The sequence below is a fragment of the Hymenobacter sp. APR13 genome, from assembly GCF_000737515.1.
Taxonomy (GTDB): domain Bacteria; phylum Bacteroidota; class Bacteroidia; order Cytophagales; family Hymenobacteraceae; genus Hymenobacter.
In genome coordinates this window covers 917,725-941,221 of record NZ_CP006587.1, presented here as the reverse complement: position 1 = coordinate 941,221, position 23,497 = coordinate 917,725, and the positions used below count along the sequence as shown (strand labels likewise).

Here is a 23,497-nt window from a genome sequence, read left to right as displayed (position 1 = left end):
TTCACCAACTGCTTTTTATGAAACGCACTTTTTACTGCAGTTTCCTGCTGTTGCTACTGTTGCTGATTTCGGCACCGGCAGCCTGGAGCCAGGGCACCACCTCGTCGGCCATGAATGGCGTGATTACGGACAAGGAGGGCGGGGGCCTACCCGGTGCCACTGTCATTGCCGTGCACACGCCTACCAACACGCAGTACGTAGCCCCCACCAACTCCGAGGGCCGCTACAACATTCAGAACATGCGCGTAGGTGGACCATATTCGGTTCGCATCACGTTTGTAGGCTACAAGGATGCCAACCGGGAAGGCATCTTCCTGACGCTGGGCCAGAACCTGCGTCTCGACATCAACCTGAGCGAAGCCACCACTGAGTTGGCCGGCGTAACCGTGACCGGCCGCGAGAATCCGGTAATCAATGCCGGCCGCACGGGCGCTGCTACCACTGTGCAGCGCGAGCAGATTGAGCGCCTGCCCACCATCAGCCGTTCCTTCGACGATTTCACCCGCCTCACGCCCCAGGCTAACGGCCAGAGCTTCGGCGGCCGCAACGGCGGCTACAACAACATCACCATCGACGGCGCCATCTTCAACAACTCCTTCGGCTTGTCGCCTACGGTAGGGGGCCAAGCTAACGCCCAGCCGATTTCGCTGGACGCCATCGACCAGATTCAGGTGAGCATTGCGCCCTACGACGTGCGTCAGGGCTCGTTCACGGGTGCCGGCATCAACGCCGTGACGCGCAGTGGCACCAACAAGTTCAGCGGCTCGCTCTACGGCTTCTACCGCAACCAGGACTTCGTGGGCAGCAAGGTGGGCGACTTCGAGCGCGACTTCCCCAACTTCAACCTCAAGAACTTCGGCTTCCGGGCCGGCGGCCCGATTATCAAGGACAAGCTGTTCTTCTTTGTGAATGCCGAGCAGGAAGACCGGATTGATCCGCCAACCGGCAACTTCATTGCCAACCGCGACGGGGCCCCTGCGCCCGGCAGCAACTCCACCACGTCGGCCGCTTCGGTTCGCGACCTGGACATCCTGCGCAACTTCCTCCGGGACAACTACGGCTATGACGCCGGCGCCTACGAAAACTACGACCTGCGCTCGTTCAGCCGCAAGGCCACGGCCAAAATCGACTGGAACATCAGCGACCAGCACCGCTTCAGCGTGAAGTACAACTACCTGAAGTCATACCGCGACGTGCCGCCAAGCGGCTCGGGCGCTATCGGCCCCGCCAACATTGGCCGCTCCCAGTCGCAGTTCGGCCTGCCGTTCGCGTCGTCGTACTACGTTATCAACAACAACCTGAACTCGGTGATTGCCGAGCTGAACAGCACCTTCAGCACTCGCTTCGCCAACAACTTGACGGCTGGCTACTCGGCCTTCCGCGACTTCCGCGAGAGCCTGGGCGGCGGCAGCTTCCCGCTGGTTGACATTGGCACGGCTACCACCCGCACGGCGGCTGGCGGCGGCGTTACGGCGGCCAACAACTACACCTCGTTTGGCTACGAACCCTTCACGGCCAACAACGTGCTCAACTCCGACGTGTACCAGATCGGCGACAACTTCACGGCCTTCCTGGGCAAGCACAACGTGACCGTGGGTACCTACAACGAGTTCTACAAGTTCACCAACGGTTTCTCGCCGAACTACTACGGCGCTTACACCTTCAACGGCCTCGACGACTTCTATGCGGCGGCCCGCACCACGGCTGCTCCGCTGGGCTACACCCGCAACGCCAGCGGCGTGCCCGTAGCCAACACCACCGGCACCCTGGCTTTCCCGCAGCGCTACAACCTCTCGTACTCGGCCCTGCCCGATGGCTCGTTCCCATTTGCCGTAACGAAAGCAGCCCAACTGGGCCTCTACGTGCAGGATGAGTGGAGCCCGCTCGACAACCTGAAGGTGACGGCCGGCATCCGCGGCGACCTGCCGATTATTTACTCGGAAATTGCCCGCAACGAAAACGCCGCCAACCTGACGTTCCGCAACGGCGTGAAGCTGGAAACCGACAAGCTGCCCGACCGCAAAGTGCTGCTCTCGCCCCGTATCGGCTTCAACTGGGACGTGAACAACGACCAGAAAACGCAGGTGCGCGGTGGTACGGGCATTTTCACCGGCCGCATTCCGTTTGTGTGGCTGTCCAACCAGGCCGGCAACAACGGCGTGCAGTTTGGCTCGTTTTCCCGCAGCGGTACCGCCGTAGCTACGGCCGTGAATCCCAATAACCCAACCGGGCCGCTTGGCAACTACTTCGACCCGAACGTGGATGCCTACCGCCCCAACGGCGCGGCGCCCAACACCCAGTACAACCTGGCCGTAACCGCCCGCGACTTCAAGTTCCCGCAGGTATGGCGCTCCAACCTGGCCATCGACCAGGAGCTGCCCGGTGGCATCATCGGTACGCTGGAAGCCCTCTACACCCGTGACCTGAATGCCGTGTACTTCGAAAACGTGAACCTGCCCAACCCCGTGGGCCGCGCTAATGGCCCCGACAACAGGCCGATTTTCTACACGTTCGGTACGCCCAACGCCAGCGGCCTGTACACCGGCAGCGGCCTGATCCAGAACAACCGCATCTACAACGGCCAGGGCGGCGTGTCGCCGGCTAACCCCATCATCACGGACGCCATCCTGATGAAGAACACCAACAAGGGCTACTCGTACTCCGTGACCGGCCAGCTGCAGAAGTCGTTCAGCAACGGCCTCTACGCCAGCGCCGCCTACACCTACACTGATTCGCGCTCCGTGAACGACGGCGGCAGCATCGCCCAGACCAACTGGCGCGACCGGCCCGCATCCGGCGACCCCAATGACAACGTGCTGAGCTATTCCAACTTCCTGCAGCAGCACCGCGTCATTGCCTCGCTGTCGTACCGCCGCGAGTACCTGGAGCACCTGGGCACCACCATCTCCATGTTCTTTGAGGCCGCTCCGGCCGGCCGCTTCTCCTACACCTACGCCGGCGATATGAACGGCGACGGCTCGGGCGGCGCTGGCAACGACCTGATGTACATTCCACGCAACCAGAGCGAGATTAACCTGCGCGACATTGTGTACACCTTCACGCCCTCGGTAGGAGCACCGCCAGTGGAGTACGCACGGTATACGGCCGCCCAGCAGTGGACCGACCTGAACGCCTACATCGAGCAGGACAAGTACCTGAGCAAGCGCCGTGGTGAGTACGCCGAGCGCAACGGCGCCGTGCGCCCCTGGCAGAACCGCCTCGACGTGCGGTTGCTGCAGGACATCTTCACCAACCTCGGCGAAAACAAGAACACCCTGCAGCTGAGCGTGGACGTGTTCAACTTCGGCAACCTGCTCAACCGCAACTGGGGCACCTTCCAGACGGCCAACGTGTCGAACCCGCTGTCCTTCGCTGGCTACGACCAGCAGGGGCGCCCCAACTTCACGTATCCGTACCTGACCAACCCGAGCATCGTTACGCCGGCCTCGGGCACTACGCCAGCCGTGGTGTCGCCGGGCGTGCCGCTCACCAAGACTTTCCGCAACGAAACCGGTGGTCTGGGTTCGCGCTGGCAGGCCCAGGTGGGTGTGCGCTATATCTTCAACTAAGCCAACGGTTTAAGTTGAAAAAATGGGCTGGCGCTAGCGCCAGCCCATTTTTATTTTCAAAAAACAGCGTTTTTTTTCAGCCTACCTCTTGCACATTCCGATTCGCGCCGTACTTTTGTCAAACCAAACGCAACCGGCGGATGGCACACACCAAACGGGGGATTAGCTCAGCTGGCTAGAGCGCTTGCATGGCATGCAAGAGGTCATCGGTTCGACTCCGATATTCTCCACTCACGTTTCAAAAAAGCCTGACCGCAAGGTCAGGCTTTTTGTTTTTACGGCCAGCTCCAGACGGTGTACCTGCTACCCAATAAAAAAAGCCGCTCCCGAAAGGAAGCGGCTTTTTTGTTGAAGTACGCCCGACTACACGAACAGGCCTTCCACCGACAGATACCGCTCGCCGGTATCGTAGCAGAAGGTGAGGATGCGGCCACCCTGCGGAACTTCATCGAGCTTCTTAGCCACGGCAGCCAGGGAAGCTCCCGACGATACGCCGACTAGGATGCCTTCCTCGCGGGCGGCGCGGCGGGCCATATCGAAGGCCTCCTGCTGCGAAATCTGGATGGTGCCGTCGAGTACGTCGGTGTGCAGGTTTTCGGGAATGAAGCCCGCGCCGATGCCCTGGATGGGGTGGGGGCCCGGCGCGCCACCGCTGATAACGGGCGAGGCTTCGGGCTCTACGGCAAACACTTTCAGGTTGGCAAATTTTGGCTTCAGCACTTCGGCCACGCCGGTGAGGTGGCCGCCGGTGCCCACGCCGGTGATGTAGTAGTCGAAGCCCTCTGGGGCATCTTCCAGAATTTCCTGGGCCGTGGTTTCCACATGCACACGGATGTTGGCCGGGTTATCGAACTGCATGGGCATCCAGGCGCCGGGCGTGTCGCGCACCAGCTCGTGGGCCTTCTCGATGGCGCCCTTCATGCCCTTCTCGCGCGGCGTCAGCTCCAGGTTGGCGCCGTAGGCGGCCATCAGGCGGCGGCGCTCAATCGACATCGACTCGGGCATCACCAGCGTAATCTTGTAGCCCTTCACGGCGGCTACCATGGCCAGGCCCACGCCGGTGTTGCCGGACGTAGGCTCCACAATCAGCGAGTCGGGCGTGAGGATGCCGTCGCGCTCAGCCTGCTCGATCATGCTCAAGGCAATCCGGTCTTTGATGCTGCCACCGGGATTGGCGCGCTCCAGCTTCACCCACACTTCCACGTCGGGGCGGTGGGCAAACAGCTTGTTGAGGCGCAGCAGCGGCGTGCGCCCAATGGTATCCAGAATGGAGTTGAATTTCATGAGTTGAAAGGTTGAATTGTGTAATGGCTTACTGGCTGAATCTAGGGTCAGATTGGAGGCCGTCGGAACGACCAACAATGTAACAATTCAACCAAGCAGCCTTTTAAATAGAAAACATGAGGTCGGCGGTGGGGTCTTCGGTGCGCGTGACGTGCAGTTGGGCCCGGTGGTATACGCGCGAATGCGACGGTACGCTCTCCGTAAGCCACACATTGCCCCCGATGATGCTGTGGCTACCAATGACGGTGCTGCCGCCCAGAATAGTGGCGCCGGCATAAATAACCGAGTGGTCTTCGATGGTGGGGTGGCGCTTGATGCCCTGCAGCGCCTTCGTGACACTCAGCGCCCCCAGCGTAACGCCCTGAAATATCTTGACGTGCGCCCCGATAACGGCCGTTTCGCCGATAACGATGCCCGTGCCGTGGTCGATGCAGAACGAGGAGCCGATGCGGGCGCCCGGGTGAATGTCGATGCCGGTGCGCTGGTGGGCGTACTCGCTGATGAGGCGCGGCACCCGGGGCACCTGCAGCTGGTACAGCGCGTGGGCCATGCGGTGCAGGGCAATGGCGTAGAAGCCCGGATAGGTGGTAATGACCTCGTCGAGACCCTGGGCGGCGGGGTCGGCGGCCAGAATGGCGGCCGCGTCGCGCAGCAGCAGGTCGCGCAGGGCGGGCAGGCGGGCCATGCAGGCCGCCGCCACGGCAGCGGGCGGGTCGGGCAGAGTGACGTGGGACAGCAGGGCCGCCAGATCGTGCTGCAGCTGCGTGAGCGTGGCGGCTACGGCATCGGGGTGGCGCAGGGGCTGCGGGGCGCGTTCCGGGAACAGCACCTGCAGCAGCTGCTCGGTAAGCTGGCAGAAGGCCGCGCCCGGCAGTGCCGCCGCCACCTGCTGGTGCGCCCGGGCCAGCGTCCGGACAAAAGGAGAGTCAGAAGAAAACGACATAGAAAAACGAGTAAGCCGCGACGCCCGAGGTGCCGCGGCCGCAAGGTAGGGTAACCGGGTGTGGTCCGGAAGGTTTTGGCTATAGTTGGCCCCGTCCGACAACCAGCAGGCCGGCGCCTGCGTTTGCGAAACGGGTTGGCCGACCGGCTGAACTTACTTTGTTACTCCTCTTTTTGCTCCTGTAATTATGGCTGATACCTCCATCACCAAAGTAGATTCCGCTCACTCGCCCAAAGGCCCCGAGGGTGAAAAGTACCTGGCTTCCGGCGCGCAGGTTTCGATGCGCCTCTGGGAAAACGAAGAGCCCGGCGACGCCAAGGAACCCACCTCCCGTCCTTACGAAACGGTGGGCTACGTGCTGAAAGGCCGCGCCGAACTGCACCTCGAAGGTCAGGTGGTCGTGCTGGAGCCCGGCAACTCCTGGGTGGTAGCCAAAGGCGCGTCGCACACTTACAAGATCCTGGAAACCTTCTCGGCCGTGGAAGCCACCGCGCCGCCCGCCCAGGTGCACGGCCGCGACAAATAGCCGCCACTCTCATAGCAAAAAGCCCCCGCAATGCCTGCCAGATACTGCAGGTGTTGCGGGGGCTTTTTGCTGAAGGTGTCGTCGGATCAGCGGATGAGCTCCACTTTCAGGATTTTATCGCCAATGGCCAGTTTTGGAACCACGTCTAGGCCCTGTACTACCTGCGCGAAGATGGTGTAGCGGCCATCCAGGTGCGGAGTGGGGCCGTGGGTGATAAACCACTGACAGCTTTCGGTGTCTTTGCCGGCCGAGGCCAGGCCTACGGCGCCTTCGCCGTAGCGCAGGTCGCCGAACTCGGAGCGCAGGTTGTAGTCGGTGCTGCCGGAGCCGTCGCCGCGGGGGCAGCCGCCCTGCGCCACGAAGTTAGGCACCACCCGGTGAAACGTCTTGCCATCGTAGAAGCCCTGCTCTATCAGCTGCACGAAGCTGGCCACCGAGCCCGGCGCATCTTCCACGTGCAACTGCATGGTAATGTCGCCCTGGCTGGTGCGTACCAGTACGCGCTGCCGCGCCGGAATCCGCTGCACCACGGCCCAGTCGATGGGATGCGCAGCTGCTTTAGCCACTGGCACGGGCGTGGCGGGCCGGTTTTGCAGGTAGTCGATGGTTTGCTGCAACGACTGCCAGGCTTCCAGGTCGCGGGGCAGCACCAGCTTGTCGCGGGCTTCCACCACGAAGCCGGCATCGGGCAGCAAGCGGCGCAGGTTCAGTTGCGGGTCGCGCAGGGCCTCAGCAGCCGTTCCCATGATGGTTACGTCGCCGCCGCGCAGGGCCCGGCGCAGCGTGAGGGCAAATGCGCCGTGCTGTGTTTCTGGGAAGGCCGGCAGGCGGCGCATGGCCACCAGGGCTTCCATACCGTAGGAGCCCACCACCAGCGGCTGGCCGGCGGCAAAGGTGGCCTGCTCCACAAAAGCGTAGGCGGCTGGGTCTTCGGCCAGCGCTTTCAGCAGGTAGCCTTTCTCATACGGGTCGGTGGCTGCCGCGTACCGCTCCTGAATGGCCGTGCGGATGGCACCCTGCTCGGGCCCGCCCAGTTTCAGGGCCACCGCCAGCAGGGTGGCCCGCACGCGCCAGTCGGTGAGGCGGGCGGCCTTTTCCAGAAACTGCCGGCCCGGCTCGCCGCTGGCGTGGGCCAGAAAAAACTCGGCGGCCGTAACGGCCACTTGGCTGTTAGGCTGTGTCAGGGCATCCCAGGCGGTTTCCTTCACCGGCGCGTACATGGTGGCGTTCATGGCCCGCAGCGCACTCACCCGCACCCGGTAGTCGATATTCTGCCGTACGAGCCCAATGAGCGTGGGGGCAATGGTTGGGCTCTTCACCTTGCCCAACGCGCTGGTGGCGGCCGCCCGTACCACCGGGTCTGGGTCAGCCACGGCCGCTGTGAGGGCCACCTGGTAGGGCGTCAGGTCGAGGCGGGGCGTGCGGGCTAACGCAAAAGCCGCACCCTGCCGCGCCGCCAGCGGCTGCCGCGGCTGCAGCAGCGCCACGGCTCGCGCCACCGCCGCCTCCGACGTCAGCCCACGCAGGCCTGCCCGCATCAGCCCCCAGGCCAGCCCGGTAGAAAAGCTGGTATCCGCCGGGGCCGCGTTGCGCCACAGCAGCCGCAGCGAGCTACGCGTGGCACAGCGCCCCAGCGCCTCATATAAATATCGGCGCTGCACCGCGCTGCCCGCCTTCGGAATCTGTATCGCCAGTGGTTCAGCGGCCGTGCTGTCGCCAGTCTGGCCCAGGGCGTAGGCCGAAGCACGCCGGGTAGCGGCGTCCGGATCCTGCAGCAGAGGGAGCAGGGCGTTGGTAGCCTGCTTATCCTGCACCGACGCCAGCGCTAAGGCTGCTGCCTCGCGGTAGCGAGCTTCCGGGTTAGCGAGATAGGGCAGGAGCGCCGTCGTGTTGCGCTCATCCTGGGCCGTGCCGATCAGGCGGAGCGTGGCGTCGGCAAACTGATTAGGCGGCAGGGTAGTGGTAGCCGTCTGGCGCGGTGCAGTCGGCGCACACGCACTGAGTAGCAGACAAGCGGCACCAAACAGGCGCAGGCCGGCGGGCGGAAGGAATGGGTAAGTCATAGATGGCCGAAAATAGCCAAAATCCTGGCCTGCACGCGTAAGTACAGCATGTATACAGCATGTATAAAAGGCAGCGCCCGCTCTGCAGATGGCAGAACGGGCGCTGTCAGGCACAAGTTCGAGAGACTATTGCTGCTCTTTGAGTTGGTCTTCGCCACCGTACGGAGCGCCGCCCGACAGGTCGCCGCGCAGGCCTCCTTGCGATACGCCAGCCTGTTGCTGCGCTTCGGCAGCTGGGCTGATGTTATTCACTTGCGAGCCGGTGGCCGGCTGGCCGCTGCCCACAATAACATTGGCTTTCTCACCTACAGGCCCGGCGATTTCTGCCACTTTCTGAATGTATTGGCGACGGGCATCTTCTTCGCTCACCCCTTTAAATTTGCTCCACGAGTCCCACTGAGCCTGCGACATGCCTTCCTGGCCGCTGGGGTTTGATGGCGTATCGTCGCCAACCACATCTTTTTCCGTGTCGTGGTCGCCTTCGGTAGCTTGCTTGTAGAGACCATAAAGGTCCGTCATGTGTGCGGCCGCTTTGTCGGCTGGCAACGAGTCTACGCGCGCTACGGCGGCTTCGAAGTCTTTCTGGAGGTTCATATTTTCTTGCAGGTTCATAACAGACAGAAGGCTGAGGGTGAAAACTAGGAGGTGTACTAAGCTGGACTAGGTTTGGTTGCAAGGCGCACCAGTTCGTCTTTTCCGTCAACAAGTCTGCCGAACCTTCGTACTTTTGTCCGCTCTATGTGTGGAATTACCGGACTATTTGCCTTCACCGACACGGGCCGCAGCGCGCTGGCCGCCCTGCCGGCCTCTACCGACGCCATTGTCAGCCGCGGCCCCGACTCGCAGGGACACTTCGTGTACGACCGTTGTGGCCTCGGCTTCCGGCGCCTGGCCATCCTCGACCTTTCGGCCGATGGCAATCAGCCCATGACCGATGAGTCGGGGCGCTACACCATCGTCTTCAACGGGGAGATATTCAACTTCCGGGAGCTGCGCCAGCGCCTGATTAAGAAGGGCTACCACTTCCATTCGCAGACCGATACGGAAGTCATTCTCCGCCTTTACATCACCGAAGGCCGTGGCTTTCTGAAGAAGCTGAACGGCTTTTTCGGCCTGGCCATCTACGATAAGGAAGAGGACTCGCTGTTCATTGCCCGCGACCGGATGGGGGAGAAGCCCGTGCTGATCTACCGCGACGAGGACAAGCTGTTCTTTGCCTCGGAAATGAAGTCGCTGCTGGCGCTGGGCATTCCGCGCAAAATGGACTACGTGGCGCTGAGCCAGTATCTGCAGCTCAACTACATTCCCGGACCCGCCACCATCTTCAAGGGCGTCAAGAAGCTGTTGCCCGGCCACTACCTGTTCATCAAGGGCAAGAAAGTGGTGCGCAAGCGCTGGTACAAGATTCCGTACGACGCCAAGCGCGTCGAGAAAAACAAGACCACCTACGAGCAGCAGAAAACCAAGCTGGTGGAGCTGCTGGACGACGCCACCGCGCGCCGCCTCGTGGCCGACGTGCCGATTGGGGCTTTCCTGAGCGGCGGTATCGATTCGAGCGTCGTGGTGGCCCTAGCCACACGCCACACCGACCACCTGAACACGTTCAGCATCGGCTTCGCCGATGAGCCCTTCTTCGACGAAACCAAGTATGCCAAGCTGGTAGCCGAGAAGTACAAGACCAACCACACGGTCTTCTCGCTCACCAACCAGGACCTCTACGACCACATCTTCGATGTGCTCGACTACATCGACGAGCCCTTTGCCGACTCCTCGGCCCTGGCCGTGTACATCCTCAGCAAGCGCACCCGCGAAAAGGCCACCGTGGCCCTCAGCGGTGACGGTGCCGACGAGCTGTTTGCCGGCTATAACAAGCACATGGGTGAGTTTCAGGTGCGGCAGGGCGGCTTCAAGGCCGAAGCCGTAACCGGCCTCAACCTGCTCTGGGATATTCTGCCCAAGTCGCGCAACAGCTTCTTTGGCAACCGCGTGCGGCAGTTTCAGCGCTTCTCGCGCGGCATGCTCAGCGGCCCCAAGGACCGGTATTACGATTGGGCCTCATTCACGTCCGAGAAGGAATCGCGCAATCTACTCAGTGCTGCTTCCCGCCGCAAAGTCGGCAAGAAGCTGGCCGAGAAGCGCCGCAAGGACATCCTGGAGAACATCCACGCCGACGGCGACCTGAACGAGGTGTTGCTGACCGACACCACGCTGGTATTGCCCTACGACATGCTGGCCAAGGTGGACATGATGAGCATGGCCAACTCCCTGGAGGTGCGCCCGCCCTTCCTCGACCCCAACGTGGTGCGCTTCGCCTTCTCGCTGCCCGTCGAAAGCAAAATCGACGCGAAGATGAAGAAGCGCATCGTGCAGGACGCCTTCCGGCCGCTGCTGCCCGAGGAGCTCTATAAGCGTCCCAAGCACGGCTTCGAGGTGCCGCTGCTAAAGTGGTTCCGCGGCGAGCTACGCCCCCTCATCGAGGACGACCTGCTGTCAGATGCCTTCATCGAAGCCCAAGGTGTGTTCGATGTGGACGCCATCCGCGCCCTCAAAACCCAGCTGTTCTCCCGCAGCCCCGGCGACGTGCACGCCCGTATCTGGGCCCTCATCGTGTTCCAGCACTGGTACAAGCGCTACATGATGGCCCAGTAGCACAAGCTGCCAAAATCGTTATTCAACAAGAATTTTCTGCTCTTTCCAGATTCCATGAAAATAGCTGTAGTAGGCACCGGATACGTCGGTCTGGTTACTGGCACTTGCTTCGCCGAAGTCGGCATCGAAGTAACCTGCATTGATATTGACCAGAAGAAGATCGACAACCTGAAGAAGGGTATTCTACCCATCTATGAACCCGGCCTGGAAGAAATGGTGAGCCGCAATGTGGCCGCCGGCCGCCTGCAGTTCACCACCAGCCTGGCCGAAGGCATCAAGGGTGCTGATGTAGCATTCATTGCCGTAGGTACGCCTCCCGGCGAAGACGGCTCGGCCGACTTGAAATACGTGCTGGCCGTTGCGCGCGGCATTGGCGAGCACATGACCGACTACGGCGTTATCGTCACCAAGAGCACGGTGCCGGTCGGGACGGCCGCCAAGGTGCGCACCGAGTTGGAGCAGGCGCTGGCCAAGCGTGGTGTATCCATCGACTTCGATGTTGCCTCCAATCCGGAATTCCTCAAAGAAGGTGCCGCCATCGATGACTTCTTGAAGCCTGACCGCATTGTGGTGGGCGTATCGTCGGAGCGGGCTGAAGAGGTTATGAGCAAGCTGTACAAACCGTTCCTGCTCAACGGCCACCCCATTATTTTCATGGACATTCCGTCGGCGGAGATGACGAAATACGCAGCCAACTCCATGCTGGCCACCAAGATTTCGTTCATGAACGACATTGCCAACCTGTGCGAAATCATGGGCGCCGATGTGAACATGGTGCGTAAGGGTATCGGCTCTGATGCCCGCATTGGCACGAAGTTCATCTATCCCGGCATCGGCTACGGCGGCTCGTGCTTCCCCAAAGACGTGAAGGCGCTAATCAAAACGGCTCAGGAAAATGGCTACCAGATGCAGGTGCTGCAGGCAGTAGAAAGCGTGAACGACGCCCAGAAGGAAGTGCTGTTCGACAAAGTGAAAAAGCACTTCGGCGGCGACCTGAAAGGCAAGAAACTCGGTATCTGGGGCTTGTCGTTCAAGCCCAAGACTGACGATATGCGCGAAGCACCGTCGCTGGTGATTATCGAGAAGCTGCTGGCTGAAGGCTGCACCGTATCGGCCTACGATCCGGTAGCCATGCCCGAAGCCAAGCATACGCTCGGCGACACCATTACCTACGCCAAGGATCAGTTTGAAGCGTTGGTGGATGCTGACGCTCTGTTGGTGGTGACTGAGTGGCCGGAGTTCCGCTCGCCCAGCTTCGAGGTAGTAGGTAAGCTGCTCAAGCAGAAGGTTATCTTCGATGGCCGCAATATCTACGATCCCAAGGAGATGCAGGAGGCAGGCTTTGCCTATCACTGCATCGGTATTCGTACGGCTCATCACGAGCCAGTAGCGTCTTAGTTGTCAGATATTCGTTGTCAGTTGTTAGCTAATCAGACAACTGGCAACGAATGGTGCTTCTAGAAGTCTAGCAACTGACAACAAACAACAAACAACTACCAGCATGTCTGATAAAAAACGCGTACTCATTACCGGCGGGGCCGGCTTCCTGGGCTCTCATCTGTGCGAGCGTTTTCTGGCGGAGGGTTACCATGTTATTGCCATGGATAACCTCATCACCGGCGACCTGCAAAACATCGAGCACCTGTTCGGCCGCGAGGACTTCGAATTCCATCATGCCGATGTATCGAAGTTCGTATTCGTGCCCGGCAAGCTGGACTATATCCTGCACTTTGCTTCGCCGGCCTCGCCGATTGACTATCTGAAAATTCCGATCCAGACCCTGAAGGTGGGTTCCCTGGGTACGCACAACCTGCTGGGCCTGGCCCGCGTGAAAGGCGCCCGGATGCTGATTGCCAGCACGTCGGAAGTGTATGGCGACCCGGAAGTGCACCCGCAGGTAGAGGAGTACTTCGGTAACGTAAACCCCGTTGGCCCCCGCGGCTGCTACGACGAGGCCAAGCGTTTCCAGGAGGCCATTACCATGGCCTACCACAATCACCACGGCTTAGAGACGCGCATTGTCCGTATCTTCAACACATATGGCCCGCGCATGCGCCTCAACGACGGCCGCGTGTTGCCAGCCTTCCTGAGCCAGGCCCTGCGCGGCGAGAACCTGACTGTGTTCGGCGACGGTTCGCAGACCCGCTCGTTCTGCTACGTGGATGACCTAGTGGACGGCATCTACCGCTTGCTGCTGAGCGACTACGCGCTTCCCGTGAATATCGGCAACCCCGACGAAATCACCATCAAGGAGTTCGGCGAAGAAATTGCCAAGCTCATGAACGTGGAGTTCAAGCCCACCTATCAGGAGCTGCCCCAGAACGACCCGATGAAGCGTAAGCCAGACATCAGCAAGGCCCGCGAGATTCTGGGCTGGGAGCCCAAAGTCGACCGTGCGGAAGGCCTACGCCGCACGCTGGAATATTTCAAAGACCACATCAGCGAGGTAACCGCTGGTGCTGTTGACAACACGCCCCGCTCGTTCTAGCGAGCGGAAACAAAATAATGGACGCCCTACACCGTAGTTCTGGTCACATACAACGATCTGACACTGATTTATGGGTGGACCACTGTAGTATTCTTGCTTTTGAGTTCATCTGCCGAAACTACGTCTTGCAGCCTGTTAAGATGGCAATGATATATGGCACGGGCGAAGTTGAAAGCAGGTTCAGGAGATACATGTTCGCAGCAAATTATGTCTGAGTTTCCTAATCCGCACCTGATTGAGTTCCCTAAGCTTGGAGCGCCTGAAATCGGCTACATTTCCGTGACTGAGCAGCTCAAGCAACTCCCTTTTGAAGTGCAGCGCACCTTCTGGACGTATTATACCCCCGAAAGCATCGTGCGCGGCCGCCATGCCCATCATAAGACTGAGCAGGTGCTGGTCGCTGTGTCCGGCCGGATTACCGTCACAACTGAGCTGGCGGATGGTACCATCGGACTTTTTCGGCTCGAAGACCCGAATGTAGGCCTTTACGTTCCGCCCCAGGCCTGGCACACTATGCAGTATTCGCATTCGGCCGTGCAACTGGTATTTGCTTCAGCGCCGTATCAGGAATCAGATTACATCCGTAGCTACGAGGAATTTAAGCGTACCTGGGGCGCTTTGAGCTGAGCTAAAAGGGGCAAATTTTTTAATTGGCAATGAATAATGGCTATTGCAGGGAGGCAGTTCGCGGATGACTGACCAATCATCAGGGGGGACTGATCCAGCCTTAGTGACGGCGCGGGCTGCGATGCTGTTGCGGCATTCGCCTACCCATTTTCTGCGGCATCTGCCCGCGGAATCTCAGCAGGAGCGCTACGGTACCGGCGTGGCGGCCCGCTTCGGCACTGGAAAAGGAGAGGAGGTTATGACGGCAGCCGATGGCAGCAGTCAATGGTTGTTGCAATATCTGCCCTGGGATACAGAATTCTTCGGTACGCCAACCTATCGGCTGTTTACGGGGCTGTTTGGGGCCAATGCCTCGCCTGCTAGGCTGATGGCCGCAGCTACGGAGTTGCGGGCTACGCTGGCCGCTCGTGGTTCCTACTATGCTTTCAGCGTGGTGCCGGCCGAGGATATTGAGCTGTTGCAGGCTTTAACTGCCGGTGGCTGGCAACTTATCGAGACCCGGCTTAACTTTTATTGCCCTGTAGCCGAGGCAACTTTGCCTGCGCCCGCGTCCGTACGCCTGGCTCGGCCCGAAGAAGCAGTTCATATCGGCCGCATTGCTGCCACGGCCCGCAACCAATATGACCGGTTTCATGCTGACCCATGGTTTGGCCAGGTCCGGGCCGATGCCCTGCTGGCCCGCTATGCCGAAGCTGCCACCGAGGGTAGTTATGCCGACGCCGTGCTGGTACCCAACGAGCCTGGTTTACCAGTCGATTCGTTTTTAGCAATTGGTGATGCAGCGGCGGAGGCCGGTGTACCAGGCAGTGGCTCATCGCGGGTGCTGCTCACAGCCGTAGGGCCAGCCAACCGGGGCTGGCACCTGAAGCTGGTAGCTGAAACGGTGCGGCGGGCCAGCGCTCTGAGTCTGCCCCAGGTGTTAATGACCACTCAGGCAACCAATGGAGCCGTGTTTCGCACTTGTGAGAAGCTGGGCTTTCGGTTGGGTGGCACAAGTCATGTCCTAGCTTGCAGCAAGTAAGTTTGATTGCACTTTTTTTTAGTTGAATGCCAAAGCTCTCCATAATCGTTCCTTGCTATTTCAATGAGGAAAACATTCCTGTAACAGTCCCAGGGCTCATTGCTAATGAAACCAACTTTCCAGCAGGGTTGGATTTTGAATATGTATTCGTAGACGATGGCTCCGGAGACGGTACGGTGGCGGCTCTGCGTCGCATGCAGGCACAATACCCAGATCGTATCCGGGTGGTAGAGCTAGTGGCTAATGTGGGTTCGTACAACGCCATTGTAGCGGGTATGGAGCAGGCTACCGGCGACTGCATGGCCATTATTACGGCCGATATGCAGGACCCCCCTGAACTGATGGTGCAGATGTACGATTATTGGCTGAAGGGCTTCAAACTCGTAATCGGTAACCGCCAGGACCGGGAGGAAACAGGGCTTAGCCAGGTTTTTGCCAAAGGCTTTCACTGGCTGATGAAACATCTCGCGCTGAAGAATATTCCGGATGGAGGATTTGACTTCGTGTTTTTCGACCGACAGGTGTGTGATGACGTCGTACGGATGCAGGAGCGCAACAGCAACCTGTTTTACCTGATGATCTGGCTGGGATATGACTACGTAAATATTCCATACGTACGGCGCAAGCGCGAAATCGGTAAGTCGCGCTGGACCTTGCAGAAGAAAGTCAAGCTACTCATCGATTCGCTTCTTTCGTTTTCCTACTTCCCTATCCGGGCCATTTCGGTGCTGGGGTTGGGGCTGGGACTGGTGGCATTGCTATACGGCCTGTATATCATAGGGCTTAAGATTCGGGGGAGCGGCGAGCCCGAGGGCTGGACAGCACTGATGGTAGTGGTGCTCTTTGTGGCAGCCTTTCAGATGATTGCACTGGGTGTTATTGGCGAGTACGTTTGGCGAGGACTCGACGCGGCGCGGCAACGGCCAATGTACGTGGTGAAGAAGGTGAACGAACTGGCTCCCTCAAATGCGGAGACGATAACTGAATAGGTAACTAGTTGATGCTACCTTACTTTACAGAGCTGCTGGCGCTGGCGCTAGGCGGCCTATTGGTTTGCTATGGTCTGGGAGCGGCCCTGTTGCGGGTGGCTGATTGGCAGACCGAGGAACCATTCTTTGCCGTGTATGTGCGCTTGCTGACGGGTATCATAACCATCACGGCGGCCTATGCACTACTACGGACTGGTGGCGTAAGCGTGCTGCTACCCGCGCCGGTGCTGCTGGCTGGTGTCATGTGGTCCGCTCGCCGTCCGGCACAGGGCGTTATTCCGCTGGCCACTCATATGCCTTTGGGCCCGGCCCTGTGGCTCACTTCTTTACTGGCACTGGCAGTATTTGTTGGGCAATATGGGCTGGTATATGAGCCGGGCGCGGCGTATCTGCAAACGCCCTTTCAGGACGAGGTATATTACAGCCGCCTGACGCTAATGCTCAACCACGCCGGGCTGGAAACCAATTCCCTGGAAGTGGTTTTTCCACAGTTTCAGACAGAGCAGCCCTACCACTACCTCGAAGTCTGGCTCAATGCCTTACTCGTATGGGCTACTGGGCTGCCTTCCGTATGGGTATTCTTCGTAAGTATGGCTACCATCCTCATCACCACGGTTGGGGTTGGGTTTGCTGCTATTTATGCCCATTATGGTTTACGGCCCGGGCTGGCAGCGCTGCTGGGGTTACTCAGCCTCACTATAACAGGTACGGTGTGGCCCTTCCTCACGCAGTTTTTATTCGTGGCGAATGGGTCTCTGCTGTCACACATGCATCTGACGCTGCACCCGAAGCTAGCTCCCGTGTACTTGTCGGTGCTACTAGCCGTATTGCTGCTACTCCGGCAGCGGTGGATGGGTGTGGCTGCGGCGCTGGCTTTGCTACCACTCCTGACCGTGGCCACGGCTCCGGCGGCGGCGGCAGGCCAAGTGGGCCTGGCGTTCTATCTAGGCCTGAGCCGGCGGCTGCCCTGGTCGCGGGCGCTGGCATTGCTTGGGCCACTGGCCGCCGTTAGCCTATATGTTGGCCTGTTTTACGCCCTGCAGCCCGCAGCCTACCAGTTTGCCAGTGCAGGACACACGTCCGCTTTAGCTGCTGTGCTGCCTGCAAGCAAAGAATTGAAAACCCTGCTCAATATTGCCATCGGTTCCGTGCTTAACTATGGTATCTATTACCTGGGCTACGCACTGTTGGTAGGGCTGCTCTGGTGGCAAGGCCCGGCCAAATTCCGTTCAGCCATCTGCCCCAACTGGCCACTGCTGGCTTGGTCTGTAAGTACGCTGCTCGGCGCGGTACTCATGCGGACCTTAGGCCATCACTTCCTTGATGGGGTGCAATTTTTCTCTAACATAATGGTGCCCGTGAGTAGCGCGGTACTGGCTGCCGCACTGAGCTATACGCTGCGTGAAGCCTCTGTAAGCAGATTGGCGGTAGCCGTGTTGGGCCTACTGAGTGGGGCGCTGATAAACGCTGTAACGGATGGCCCAACTAATACGCGTTTTTCAGCCACCTTCTTAGCGGAGGTGGGACCAGTGTTGCGGTCCTTGCCTGCTCGTGGGGGATACTTGTTGGGCGACGAAGATTACCAAAATGCCTACATGACCTCGTCCGATTCCTATACGGCCGGGACTTATGTATCGAATTTCAAAAACGACTACACGCTGGTTTCCCTTTCCTCACTGGTGCCGGACAGCCTGAATACCGACCCGCGCTACGCGCGTGATTCCGCGCAGGCCGCGCTTATTAAAGGACGGTCAACGTTGTTTCGGCTGGCGAAGCTGCGCCAGATGACCGGGCAGCCCTTGTCAGCCGATAGTGCCGCGCTGGCACTGGTGCACCGTGCGGGCCTGCAGTTTATCTGCGCTTCGCGTCGGGCCCGACTGCCCGCTACGCTACGTCCGCTTGTGCGCCGACAGTACCGGGATGCTCGTTCCGGAGAAGTGCTTTACGTGCTACATCCTCTGAAACCTACTGCTCCGCTCCAGGTTCAGTAGGTATTCCCGGCTGTCAAGTCGTATCTTTGCACTTCGGCTACTCTCATTCGCTTTTTGTTTTATGTCCGTTCCCTTTCTCTCTTTCTCCCCGCAGCACGACCCCATCCGGGAAGAAGTACTGGCTGCTATTGCCAATGTGTACGATAAGCAGTGGTACGTGCTGGGTGAGCAGGTGAAAGCCTTTGAGGCTGAATACAACACCTTCAATCACGTGGCCCACACAATAGGCGTGGCCAATGGTCTCGATGCCCTGCACCTGGCTCTACTGGCCCTGGACGTGCAGCCCGGCGACGAAGTTATTGTGCCCAGCAACACCTATATCGCCACCTGGCTGGCCGTGTCCTACGTAGGTGGCGTGCCCGTACCCGTAGAGCCCGACTCACATACCTATAACCTGGACCCTGCTAAGCTAGAGGCGGCCATCACGCCCCGCACTAAGGGTATTATGCCGGTGCATCTCTACGGGCAGGCCTGTGAAATGGGACCGATAATGGCAGTGGCCAAAAAGCACGGTTTATGGGTAGTAGAGGATAACGCTCAGGCCCAGGGTGCGGCTTGGGAAGGTGGCCTCACCGGCACCTTCGGCAACGCCAATGGCACGAGCTTTTACCCCGGCAAAAACCTGGGAGCTCTCGGCGACGCCGGGGCCGTAACCACCAACGACGCCACGCTGGACGCTAAAATCCGCACCCTACGTAATTATGGCTCCCAGCAGAAATACTACAACGAAGTAATTGGTCAGAACTCCCGCCTTGATGAGTTGCAAGCGGCTGTGCTACGCGTGAAGCTTCAACACCTGCAAGACTGGACCTCACAGCGCCAACAGATTGCTGCTTGGTACGACAGTCAGCTAGGAGGTATCGCAGATTTGGTTTTGCCCATTGTTGCCACTGGTTCTACGCATGTGTACCACCTCTACGTAGTACGTACCGCACGCCGCGCTGCCCTACAGCAACATCTTACGGAGGCTGGTGTAGGCACGCTTATTCACTACCCTGTACCCCCGCACCTTCAGCAAGCCTACGCCCACCTGAACATACCCGCCGGGACCTTCCCCATTGCCGAAGAAATTGCTGATACGGCCCTAAGCTTGCCTATGTGGCCTGGTATGAGCGAAGCGCAGGTAGAAAAGGTAGCAGTGGCAGTACGGTCTTTTTTTTCTTAGCATAGTCATTCTTAAGACAATGAAAGTTGGTGTACTTAATTAAAGTATGCCAACTTTCATTGTCTTTTTTTTGATTTTCGATAGTTTGATCTTTCGCGCTGATTTTACATTAAAATTGATTTTAATGCGGGGTTGTTGGGGCTCGGACTTTAAGGTTTTGTCTTCCTGATATATAAACAAAAAAATAGCGGAGACATCACTAGTGTCTACAACAAACAAAATTGCACGGTATTTTTGTAAGCTCACAGGTGTGGGAACAGTTGCTTTATTATGTGGTGTGCTTACACCGCTTTAGTCTGTTTGCAGTAATAGTATAATAGTCGATTAATAATTTTATGCGAAAAAGATTGTTCAGGTAGAAAAAGCCATCCAACTAAAGATGGGGTGAAATTAAGCATGAAAGTACACCGGACATTATGAAACAGCAGATAGAGCCACTTGTAAGTGTTGGTGTTGCCTCCTTTAACAACGCGGCTTATATTCGAGAAACGCTAAATAGTATTAGAGGACTACATTACTCCAATTTGGAGATAATAATTGTAGACGATGCCTCTCATGATGCTTCCATCGCCGTGATAGAAGGATGGTTGGCAGAGAACTCTGCTCTTAATGCCCGCTTAATTGCTCTACCAGTTAACAAGGGACTTTGCCACGTCTGCAACACCTTCGTAAGGGAATCGAAGGGCAAATACTGCACTCTTATTGGTTCAGATGACATCTACCTGCCAAACAAGCTAGCTACGCAGGTGCCAGTGTTGGAAGCTGCCGGTCCAGAGGCCGGTGTTGTGTTCAGCGACCTAAGCAAGATTGATCCGCAGGGCAATACGATAGTGGCGTCCATCTACGATTCCGGCCAGATTATTCCGGCTGAGGGTGATGTATGGCTGTCTTTACTGCGTGCCAACTTTATCGGTACCATGACCACGCTGGTAAGGCGTAGCAGTCTGGAGAAGGTTGGTCCTTATGACGAATCACTCGTTTATGAGGATTGGGATATGTGGCTGCGGCTCTCCCGCGTCTGTAAGTTTATCTACCAGCCTGAAGTCACTGCGCTTTACCGTATTCACGGTAATTCGTTTATGCATAAACGGTACCGGCAGATTGTAGAATCCAATATGCGGATTCTGAGCAAACACTTAGGCGTTAGTGCTGAAGCAGATGCTATTATCGGGAAGCATTTTGCCCAATACTCGGAGGAGCTTTATCGGCTCGGCAGCACCGAAAGTGTGCGCTGGCTGAAAGAGCGCCGCCGCCTGTTCCCGGACCGGCGGGGGCTGGCCTTGCTGTGGCTGGCGAAGCTAGGCATTCCAGCCAATGCGTTGGTACGAGCCAATGCTGTAGTCAGTCAGCTGGTAGGTAAGCCAAGGAAAGAAAACGAAGCCGTTTAAAGAAACAGCCTATGCCAACTATTCGTGGGGTCCGTTTCCGGCTTGCTCAGGCCATGCGCCAGACCGCCGACCGTTTATTCACGCCCCTCGGGGGAACGTCCATTCGCGACATCGGTCTGGGAAAAAATGGAGCGCACGCACCTCGGGCGCTCATCGTGTACGTGGCGCATGTTATTCCGTACTACGTTGCCGGGAAGCTGGAGAAGGCTCCGATGCTCAATGAGCATTCCATGTACTGGGAAACAGCCGAAATGGTGCGTCAGCTCAACGAGCGTGGGCTTGTTGTCGACTTTTACGACGTGCACTGTACCGAGCCTATTGCCTGGGAGAGCTACGTAGTGGCTTTCGTGCAGAACGACCGGCTGGCCGAGTGCCCGCCGAAGCTGCCGATCAAGAAAGTGTTCTACTGCACTGAAAACTACTGGGCTTTCCAAAACCTGGCCGAACTGCAACGCTTGGAGGCATTTCATGCCCGCACTGGCATTTGGGTACGGCCCGAGCGGCAAACGCGAGTAAGCTTCTCAGATGAGCACGCTGACTTCCTCACTAGCTTCGGTACGGCGTTCCAACAGCGGCTATATTCGGAGAGGCCACAGAAGCACCTGCTGAATATATCGGTAGCCCAACAGCCAACTCACGTAACAAAGGACGTGAGCAGAGCACGGCGCAATTTCTTGTGGCTGGGCAGCGGTGGAGCAATCCTGAAGGGAGTGGATCTGGCTGTGGAGGCGTTCCGGCAGATGCCGGAAGCTACCCTGTATATTGCGGGAGCTATTGAACGGGAGCCCCGCCTGTGGCAATGGCTGAAACCGCTGTTGGCTCAACACCCCAATATCGTGTACCTGGGCTGGGTAGATGTAACGTCGGCCGAGTTCGTGAAGCTTGCCAATTCGTGCATCGGCCAGATTTATCCGAGTGCGTCGGAAGGAGGGCCAGGGGCAGTGGCGCAATTATTGCATTTCGGGCTGTTGCCTATTGTAACACAGTCGGCGGCCGTGCGCGGCGCGGCGTTGGGCTGGGAAATAACCAGCCCGGATCCGGCGGTCATTATCGCTGGTATTCAGCGCCACACCAGAGAAGTGATGGCACTGACCGATACCGAACTAAGGGAGCGTAGCGCGGCTTGTCAGGAATTTGCTACTGCTTACCACACCCGACCCGCGTATGCGACCAGCTTCGCGGATCTTTTAGACCGGCTGGCTCTTTGAGCCCTCATCCCGTTGCCTTCCTTACTGTTTGAAGCCCGCTAAAGTATTTGTAACAGCCTGTTCAGTAAGGGTTGTCTGAACTATGAAGGAATATATCAAAAGGCGTGTTCTTGCTCTGACGCAGCCCTTACGGCAGCAAGGGTCGTTCGCGCAGAACTTTTTTGTGTCCTTCTCCGGGTCGGCAGCCGTTACGGTGCTGGGGTTTCTGCTCACGCCAGTAATGACGCGCATTTACCCGCCGGCTGCTTATGGGCAATTTGCCGTATTCAGCGCCGCTGTCAGCAACTTGGCTTTACTTGGTAGCATGGCTTACCAAACAGCTATTCCACTGCCCAAAACCAAAGATGAAGCTTTAGCCCTGATGCAGCTTTCAGCAGTGTTAGCGGTGGGGTCTTTTTTGATTACCGGCTTAGCCCTGTTGCTGTTTGGCCCCTGGATAGTGGCCTGGCTTCAGGTCGAAGCCTTGGGCTGGTGGTTCTACCTGCTACCCGTTATTCTACTGCTCTACAACCTGAGTTTGCTGCTCAGCTCCTGGTACACCCGTACCAAGCAGTTTCGTGCGCGTGCCGGGGTAGATGTAGCCACGTCGGTAGCGGGGCGGGCTTTTACCATTGGCTGGGGCTGGGCTACCGGTGGGCATGCCTCGGGGCTGGTCGTCGGCGACGTATTCAGCAAGCTCACCACGTTCGTCGGGCTGCTGCGCAGCGGTGTGCACCGCGAATGGGGCGAGTTGCGGCGTTCATTTTCGTGGACGCAGGTGCGGGCCGTGGCGTACGTATACCGCGAGTTTCCCTTCTATTCATTGCCCAGCGCCTACATCAACACGCTTTCAGCGCAGCTGCCCATCTTTTTTCTCACCAGCGGGTTCGGAGCCACTGTAGTAGGGTTATATTCCTTTTCGGTTACGCTGCTCGAAATTCCGGTGGGCCTTACTGGTTCGGCCATCGCGCCGGTATTCTACCAAAAAGCTGCCGAGCTGTATCATACTGATCTGGCGCGGCTGCGTGAGCTAACGCTCAATATCTACAACAAGCTGCTCTATGTAGGCCTGTTGCCGTTGGGGCTGATTACTGTTTTTGGCGACATCATCTTTCGAATAGCTTTCGGCGCTCGTTGGGAAATGGCGGGCGTGTTCACAGGGTACTTGGGTTACTACTATATTTTCAAGCTTACCTCGCAGGCAACCGGCAACCTATACACCGTACTTGGCAAGCAACGCTACTTACTGCTTACCAACCTGCTACTGTTGCTCACCCGGGCAGCAGCGTTGGCTATAGGAGTGTACGCGCACGATGTAAATCTGGCCCTGCTGCTATTTGGGGTTGGTAGTCTGATGTGTATATTTCTGATTGACATGCACATTCTGCACCTGCTGCAACTACCTGTAGTGCGCATTGCTCTGCGTACTCTGCTATTATTAGGTATCACCTTAGTCCTACTCAAGGGCCTGCGGCTAGGACTTGAGCACTACCTGCCTTTTCTCCTGCCGGCCTGATTTTTCTACCGAGCTTAACAATAAATAACGTAGTAATTCCGGAAGCTCCGCCGCCTTACTAAGAGGCGTTTGTTGAGGCATAATGGAATGC

Annotated in this window: 17 protein-coding genes and 1 tRNA gene; 14 read left to right on the top strand and 4 right to left on the bottom strand. The window is 58.3% G+C overall.

Annotation, left to right across the window (positions count from 1 at the left end; translation table 11 throughout):
- Window positions 1-17: 17 nt before the first annotated feature.
- Together N008_RS03965 and N008_RS03960 are read left to right on the top strand one after the other, a co-directional pair.
- Complete coding sequence (locus N008_RS03965; protein ID WP_044013909.1) at window positions 18-3,569, top strand: TonB-dependent receptor; 3,552 nt, start codon at window positions 18-20, stop codon at window positions 3,567-3,569.
- Window positions 3,570-3,725: 156 nt separating this feature from the next.
- Window positions 3,726-3,799 (top strand) — tRNA-Ala (locus N008_RS03960).
- Between the two features lie 133 nt (window positions 3,800-3,932).
- Here the strand turns inward: N008_RS03960 and cysK are convergent.
- A complete protein-coding gene (gene cysK, locus N008_RS03955; RefSeq protein ID WP_044013908.1) occupies window positions 3,933-4,853 on the bottom strand; it encodes a cysteine synthase A in 921 nt (306 codons plus the stop codon).
- A 103-nt stretch (window positions 4,854-4,956) separates the two neighbouring features.
- The gene (locus N008_RS03950; protein WP_044013905.1) at window positions 4,957-5,796 is read right to left on the bottom strand and encodes a serine O-acetyltransferase; all 840 of its coding nucleotides are present in this window, start codon (window positions 5,794-5,796) and stop codon (window positions 4,957-4,959) included.
- 187 nt (window positions 5,797-5,983) lie between these two features.
- On the opposite strand from N008_RS03950, the gene N008_RS03945 reads away from it, so the two are divergent.
- The gene (locus tag N008_RS03945) at window positions 5,984-6,322 is read left to right on the top strand and encodes a cupin domain-containing protein (RefSeq protein WP_044013903.1); all 339 of its coding nucleotides are present in this window, start codon (window positions 5,984-5,986) and stop codon (window positions 6,320-6,322) included.
- Window positions 6,323-6,408: 86 nt separating this feature from the next.
- Here the strand turns inward: N008_RS03945 and N008_RS22635 are convergent, their stop codons facing one another.
- The gene (locus N008_RS22635; RefSeq protein WP_081910598.1) at window positions 6,409-8,385 is read right to left on the bottom strand and encodes a peptidylprolyl isomerase; all 1,977 of its coding nucleotides are present in this window, start codon (window positions 8,383-8,385) and stop codon (window positions 6,409-6,411) included.
- A 126-nt stretch (window positions 8,386-8,511) separates the two neighbouring features.
- Window positions 8,512-8,997, bottom strand: coding sequence for an acyl-CoA-binding protein (locus N008_RS21285; protein WP_052381171.1), 486 nt, complete (start codon window positions 8,995-8,997; stop codon window positions 8,512-8,514).
- A 126-nt stretch (window positions 8,998-9,123) separates the two neighbouring features.
- Here N008_RS21285 and asnB point away from each other — a divergent pair, with 126 nt between their 5' ends.
- The 11 genes from asnB to N008_RS03880 all read left to right on the top strand — a co-directional run bounded on the left by asnB (window position 9,124) and on the right by N008_RS03880 (window position 23,406).
- Window positions 9,124-11,034: an asparagine synthase (glutamine-hydrolyzing) gene (gene asnB / locus N008_RS03930; protein WP_044013901.1), complete on the top strand. Its 1,911-nt coding sequence runs from the start codon at window positions 9,124-9,126 to the stop codon at window positions 11,032-11,034.
- Window positions 11,035-11,088: 54 nt separating this feature from the next.
- The gene (locus N008_RS03925) at window positions 11,089-12,432 is read left to right on the top strand and encodes a UDP-glucose dehydrogenase family protein (protein WP_044013898.1); all 1,344 of its coding nucleotides are present in this window, start codon (window positions 11,089-11,091) and stop codon (window positions 12,430-12,432) included.
- A 103-nt stretch (window positions 12,433-12,535) separates the two neighbouring features.
- Window positions 12,536-13,522 (top strand): UDP-glucuronic acid decarboxylase family protein, encoded by a 987-nt coding sequence (locus N008_RS03920; protein WP_052381170.1) that lies wholly within the window; start codon window positions 12,536-12,538, stop codon window positions 13,520-13,522.
- A 207-nt stretch (window positions 13,523-13,729) separates the two neighbouring features.
- Window positions 13,730-14,149: a sugar 3,4-ketoisomerase gene (locus tag N008_RS03915; protein ID WP_044013894.1), complete on the top strand. Its 420-nt coding sequence runs from the start codon at window positions 13,730-13,732 to the stop codon at window positions 14,147-14,149.
- Between the two features lie 64 nt (window positions 14,150-14,213).
- Entirely contained in the window at window positions 14,214-15,170 is a 957-nt protein-coding gene (locus tag N008_RS03910; RefSeq protein WP_044013892.1) for a hypothetical protein, read from the top strand.
- Window positions 15,171-15,196: 26 nt separating this feature from the next.
- Window positions 15,197-16,159: a glycosyltransferase family 2 protein gene (locus tag N008_RS03905; RefSeq protein WP_044013890.1), complete on the top strand. Its 963-nt coding sequence runs from the start codon at window positions 15,197-15,199 to the stop codon at window positions 16,157-16,159.
- Window positions 16,160-16,167: 8 nt separating this feature from the next.
- Entirely contained in the window at window positions 16,168-18,150 is a 1,983-nt protein-coding gene (locus tag N008_RS03900) for a hypothetical protein (protein ID WP_156108998.1), read from the top strand.
- A 61-nt stretch (window positions 18,151-18,211) separates the two neighbouring features.
- The gene (locus N008_RS03895) at window positions 18,212-19,315 is read left to right on the top strand and encodes a DegT/DnrJ/EryC1/StrS family aminotransferase (RefSeq protein WP_044013886.1); all 1,104 of its coding nucleotides are present in this window, start codon (window positions 18,212-18,214) and stop codon (window positions 19,313-19,315) included.
- 416 nt (window positions 19,316-19,731) lie between these two features.
- The gene (locus tag N008_RS03890) at window positions 19,732-20,703 is read left to right on the top strand and encodes a glycosyltransferase (protein ID WP_071884480.1); all 972 of its coding nucleotides are present in this window, start codon (window positions 19,732-19,734) and stop codon (window positions 20,701-20,703) included.
- A gap of 53 nt (window positions 20,704-20,756) precedes the next feature.
- Complete coding sequence (locus N008_RS03885; RefSeq protein WP_044013882.1) at window positions 20,757-21,911, top strand: glycosyltransferase family 1 protein; 1,155 nt, start codon at window positions 20,757-20,759, stop codon at window positions 21,909-21,911.
- A gap of 82 nt (window positions 21,912-21,993) precedes the next feature.
- Window positions 21,994-23,406, top strand: a complete 1,413-nt coding sequence (locus tag N008_RS03880; protein WP_044013881.1) for a lipopolysaccharide biosynthesis protein — start codon at window positions 21,994-21,996, stop codon at window positions 23,404-23,406.
- Window positions 23,407-23,497 lie beyond the last annotated feature (91 nt).

Coding starts and splice junctions, on each gene's coding strand:
- N008_RS03965 (WP_044013909.1), top strand. CDS start 18: ATGAAACGCACTTTTTACTGCAGTTTCCTGCTGTTGCTACTGTTGCTG.
- cysK (WP_044013908.1), bottom strand. CDS start 4,853: ATGAAATTCAACTCCATTCTGGATACCATTGGGCGCACGCCGCTGCTG.
- N008_RS03950 (WP_044013905.1), bottom strand. CDS start 5,796: ATGTCGTTTTCTTCTGACTCTCCTTTTGTCCGGACGCTGGCCCGGGCG.
- N008_RS03945 (WP_044013903.1), top strand. CDS start 5,984: ATGGCTGATACCTCCATCACCAAAGTAGATTCCGCTCACTCGCCCAAA.
- N008_RS22635 (WP_081910598.1), bottom strand. CDS start 8,385: ATGACTTACCCATTCCTTCCGCCCGCCGGCCTGCGCCTGTTTGGTGCC.
- N008_RS21285 (WP_052381171.1), bottom strand. CDS start 8,997: ATGAACCTGCAAGAAAATATGAACCTCCAGAAAGACTTCGAAGCCGCC.
- asnB (WP_044013901.1), top strand. CDS start 9,124: ATGTGTGGAATTACCGGACTATTTGCCTTCACCGACACGGGCCGCAGC.
- N008_RS03925 (WP_044013898.1), top strand. CDS start 11,089: ATGAAAATAGCTGTAGTAGGCACCGGATACGTCGGTCTGGTTACTGGC.
- N008_RS03920 (WP_052381170.1), top strand. CDS start 12,536: ATGTCTGATAAAAAACGCGTACTCATTACCGGCGGGGCCGGCTTCCTG.
- N008_RS03915 (WP_044013894.1), top strand. CDS start 13,730: ATGTCTGAGTTTCCTAATCCGCACCTGATTGAGTTCCCTAAGCTTGGA.
- N008_RS03910 (WP_044013892.1), top strand. CDS start 14,214: ATGACTGACCAATCATCAGGGGGGACTGATCCAGCCTTAGTGACGGCG.
- N008_RS03905 (WP_044013890.1), top strand. CDS start 15,197: ATGCCAAAGCTCTCCATAATCGTTCCTTGCTATTTCAATGAGGAAAAC.
- N008_RS03895 (WP_044013886.1), top strand. CDS start 18,212: ATGTCCGTTCCCTTTCTCTCTTTCTCCCCGCAGCACGACCCCATCCGG.
- N008_RS03890 (WP_071884480.1), top strand. CDS start 19,732: ATGAAACAGCAGATAGAGCCACTTGTAAGTGTTGGTGTTGCCTCCTTT.
- N008_RS03885 (WP_044013882.1), top strand. CDS start 20,757: ATGCGCCAGACCGCCGACCGTTTATTCACGCCCCTCGGGGGAACGTCC.
- N008_RS03880 (WP_044013881.1), top strand. CDS start 21,994: ATGAAGGAATATATCAAAAGGCGTGTTCTTGCTCTGACGCAGCCCTTA.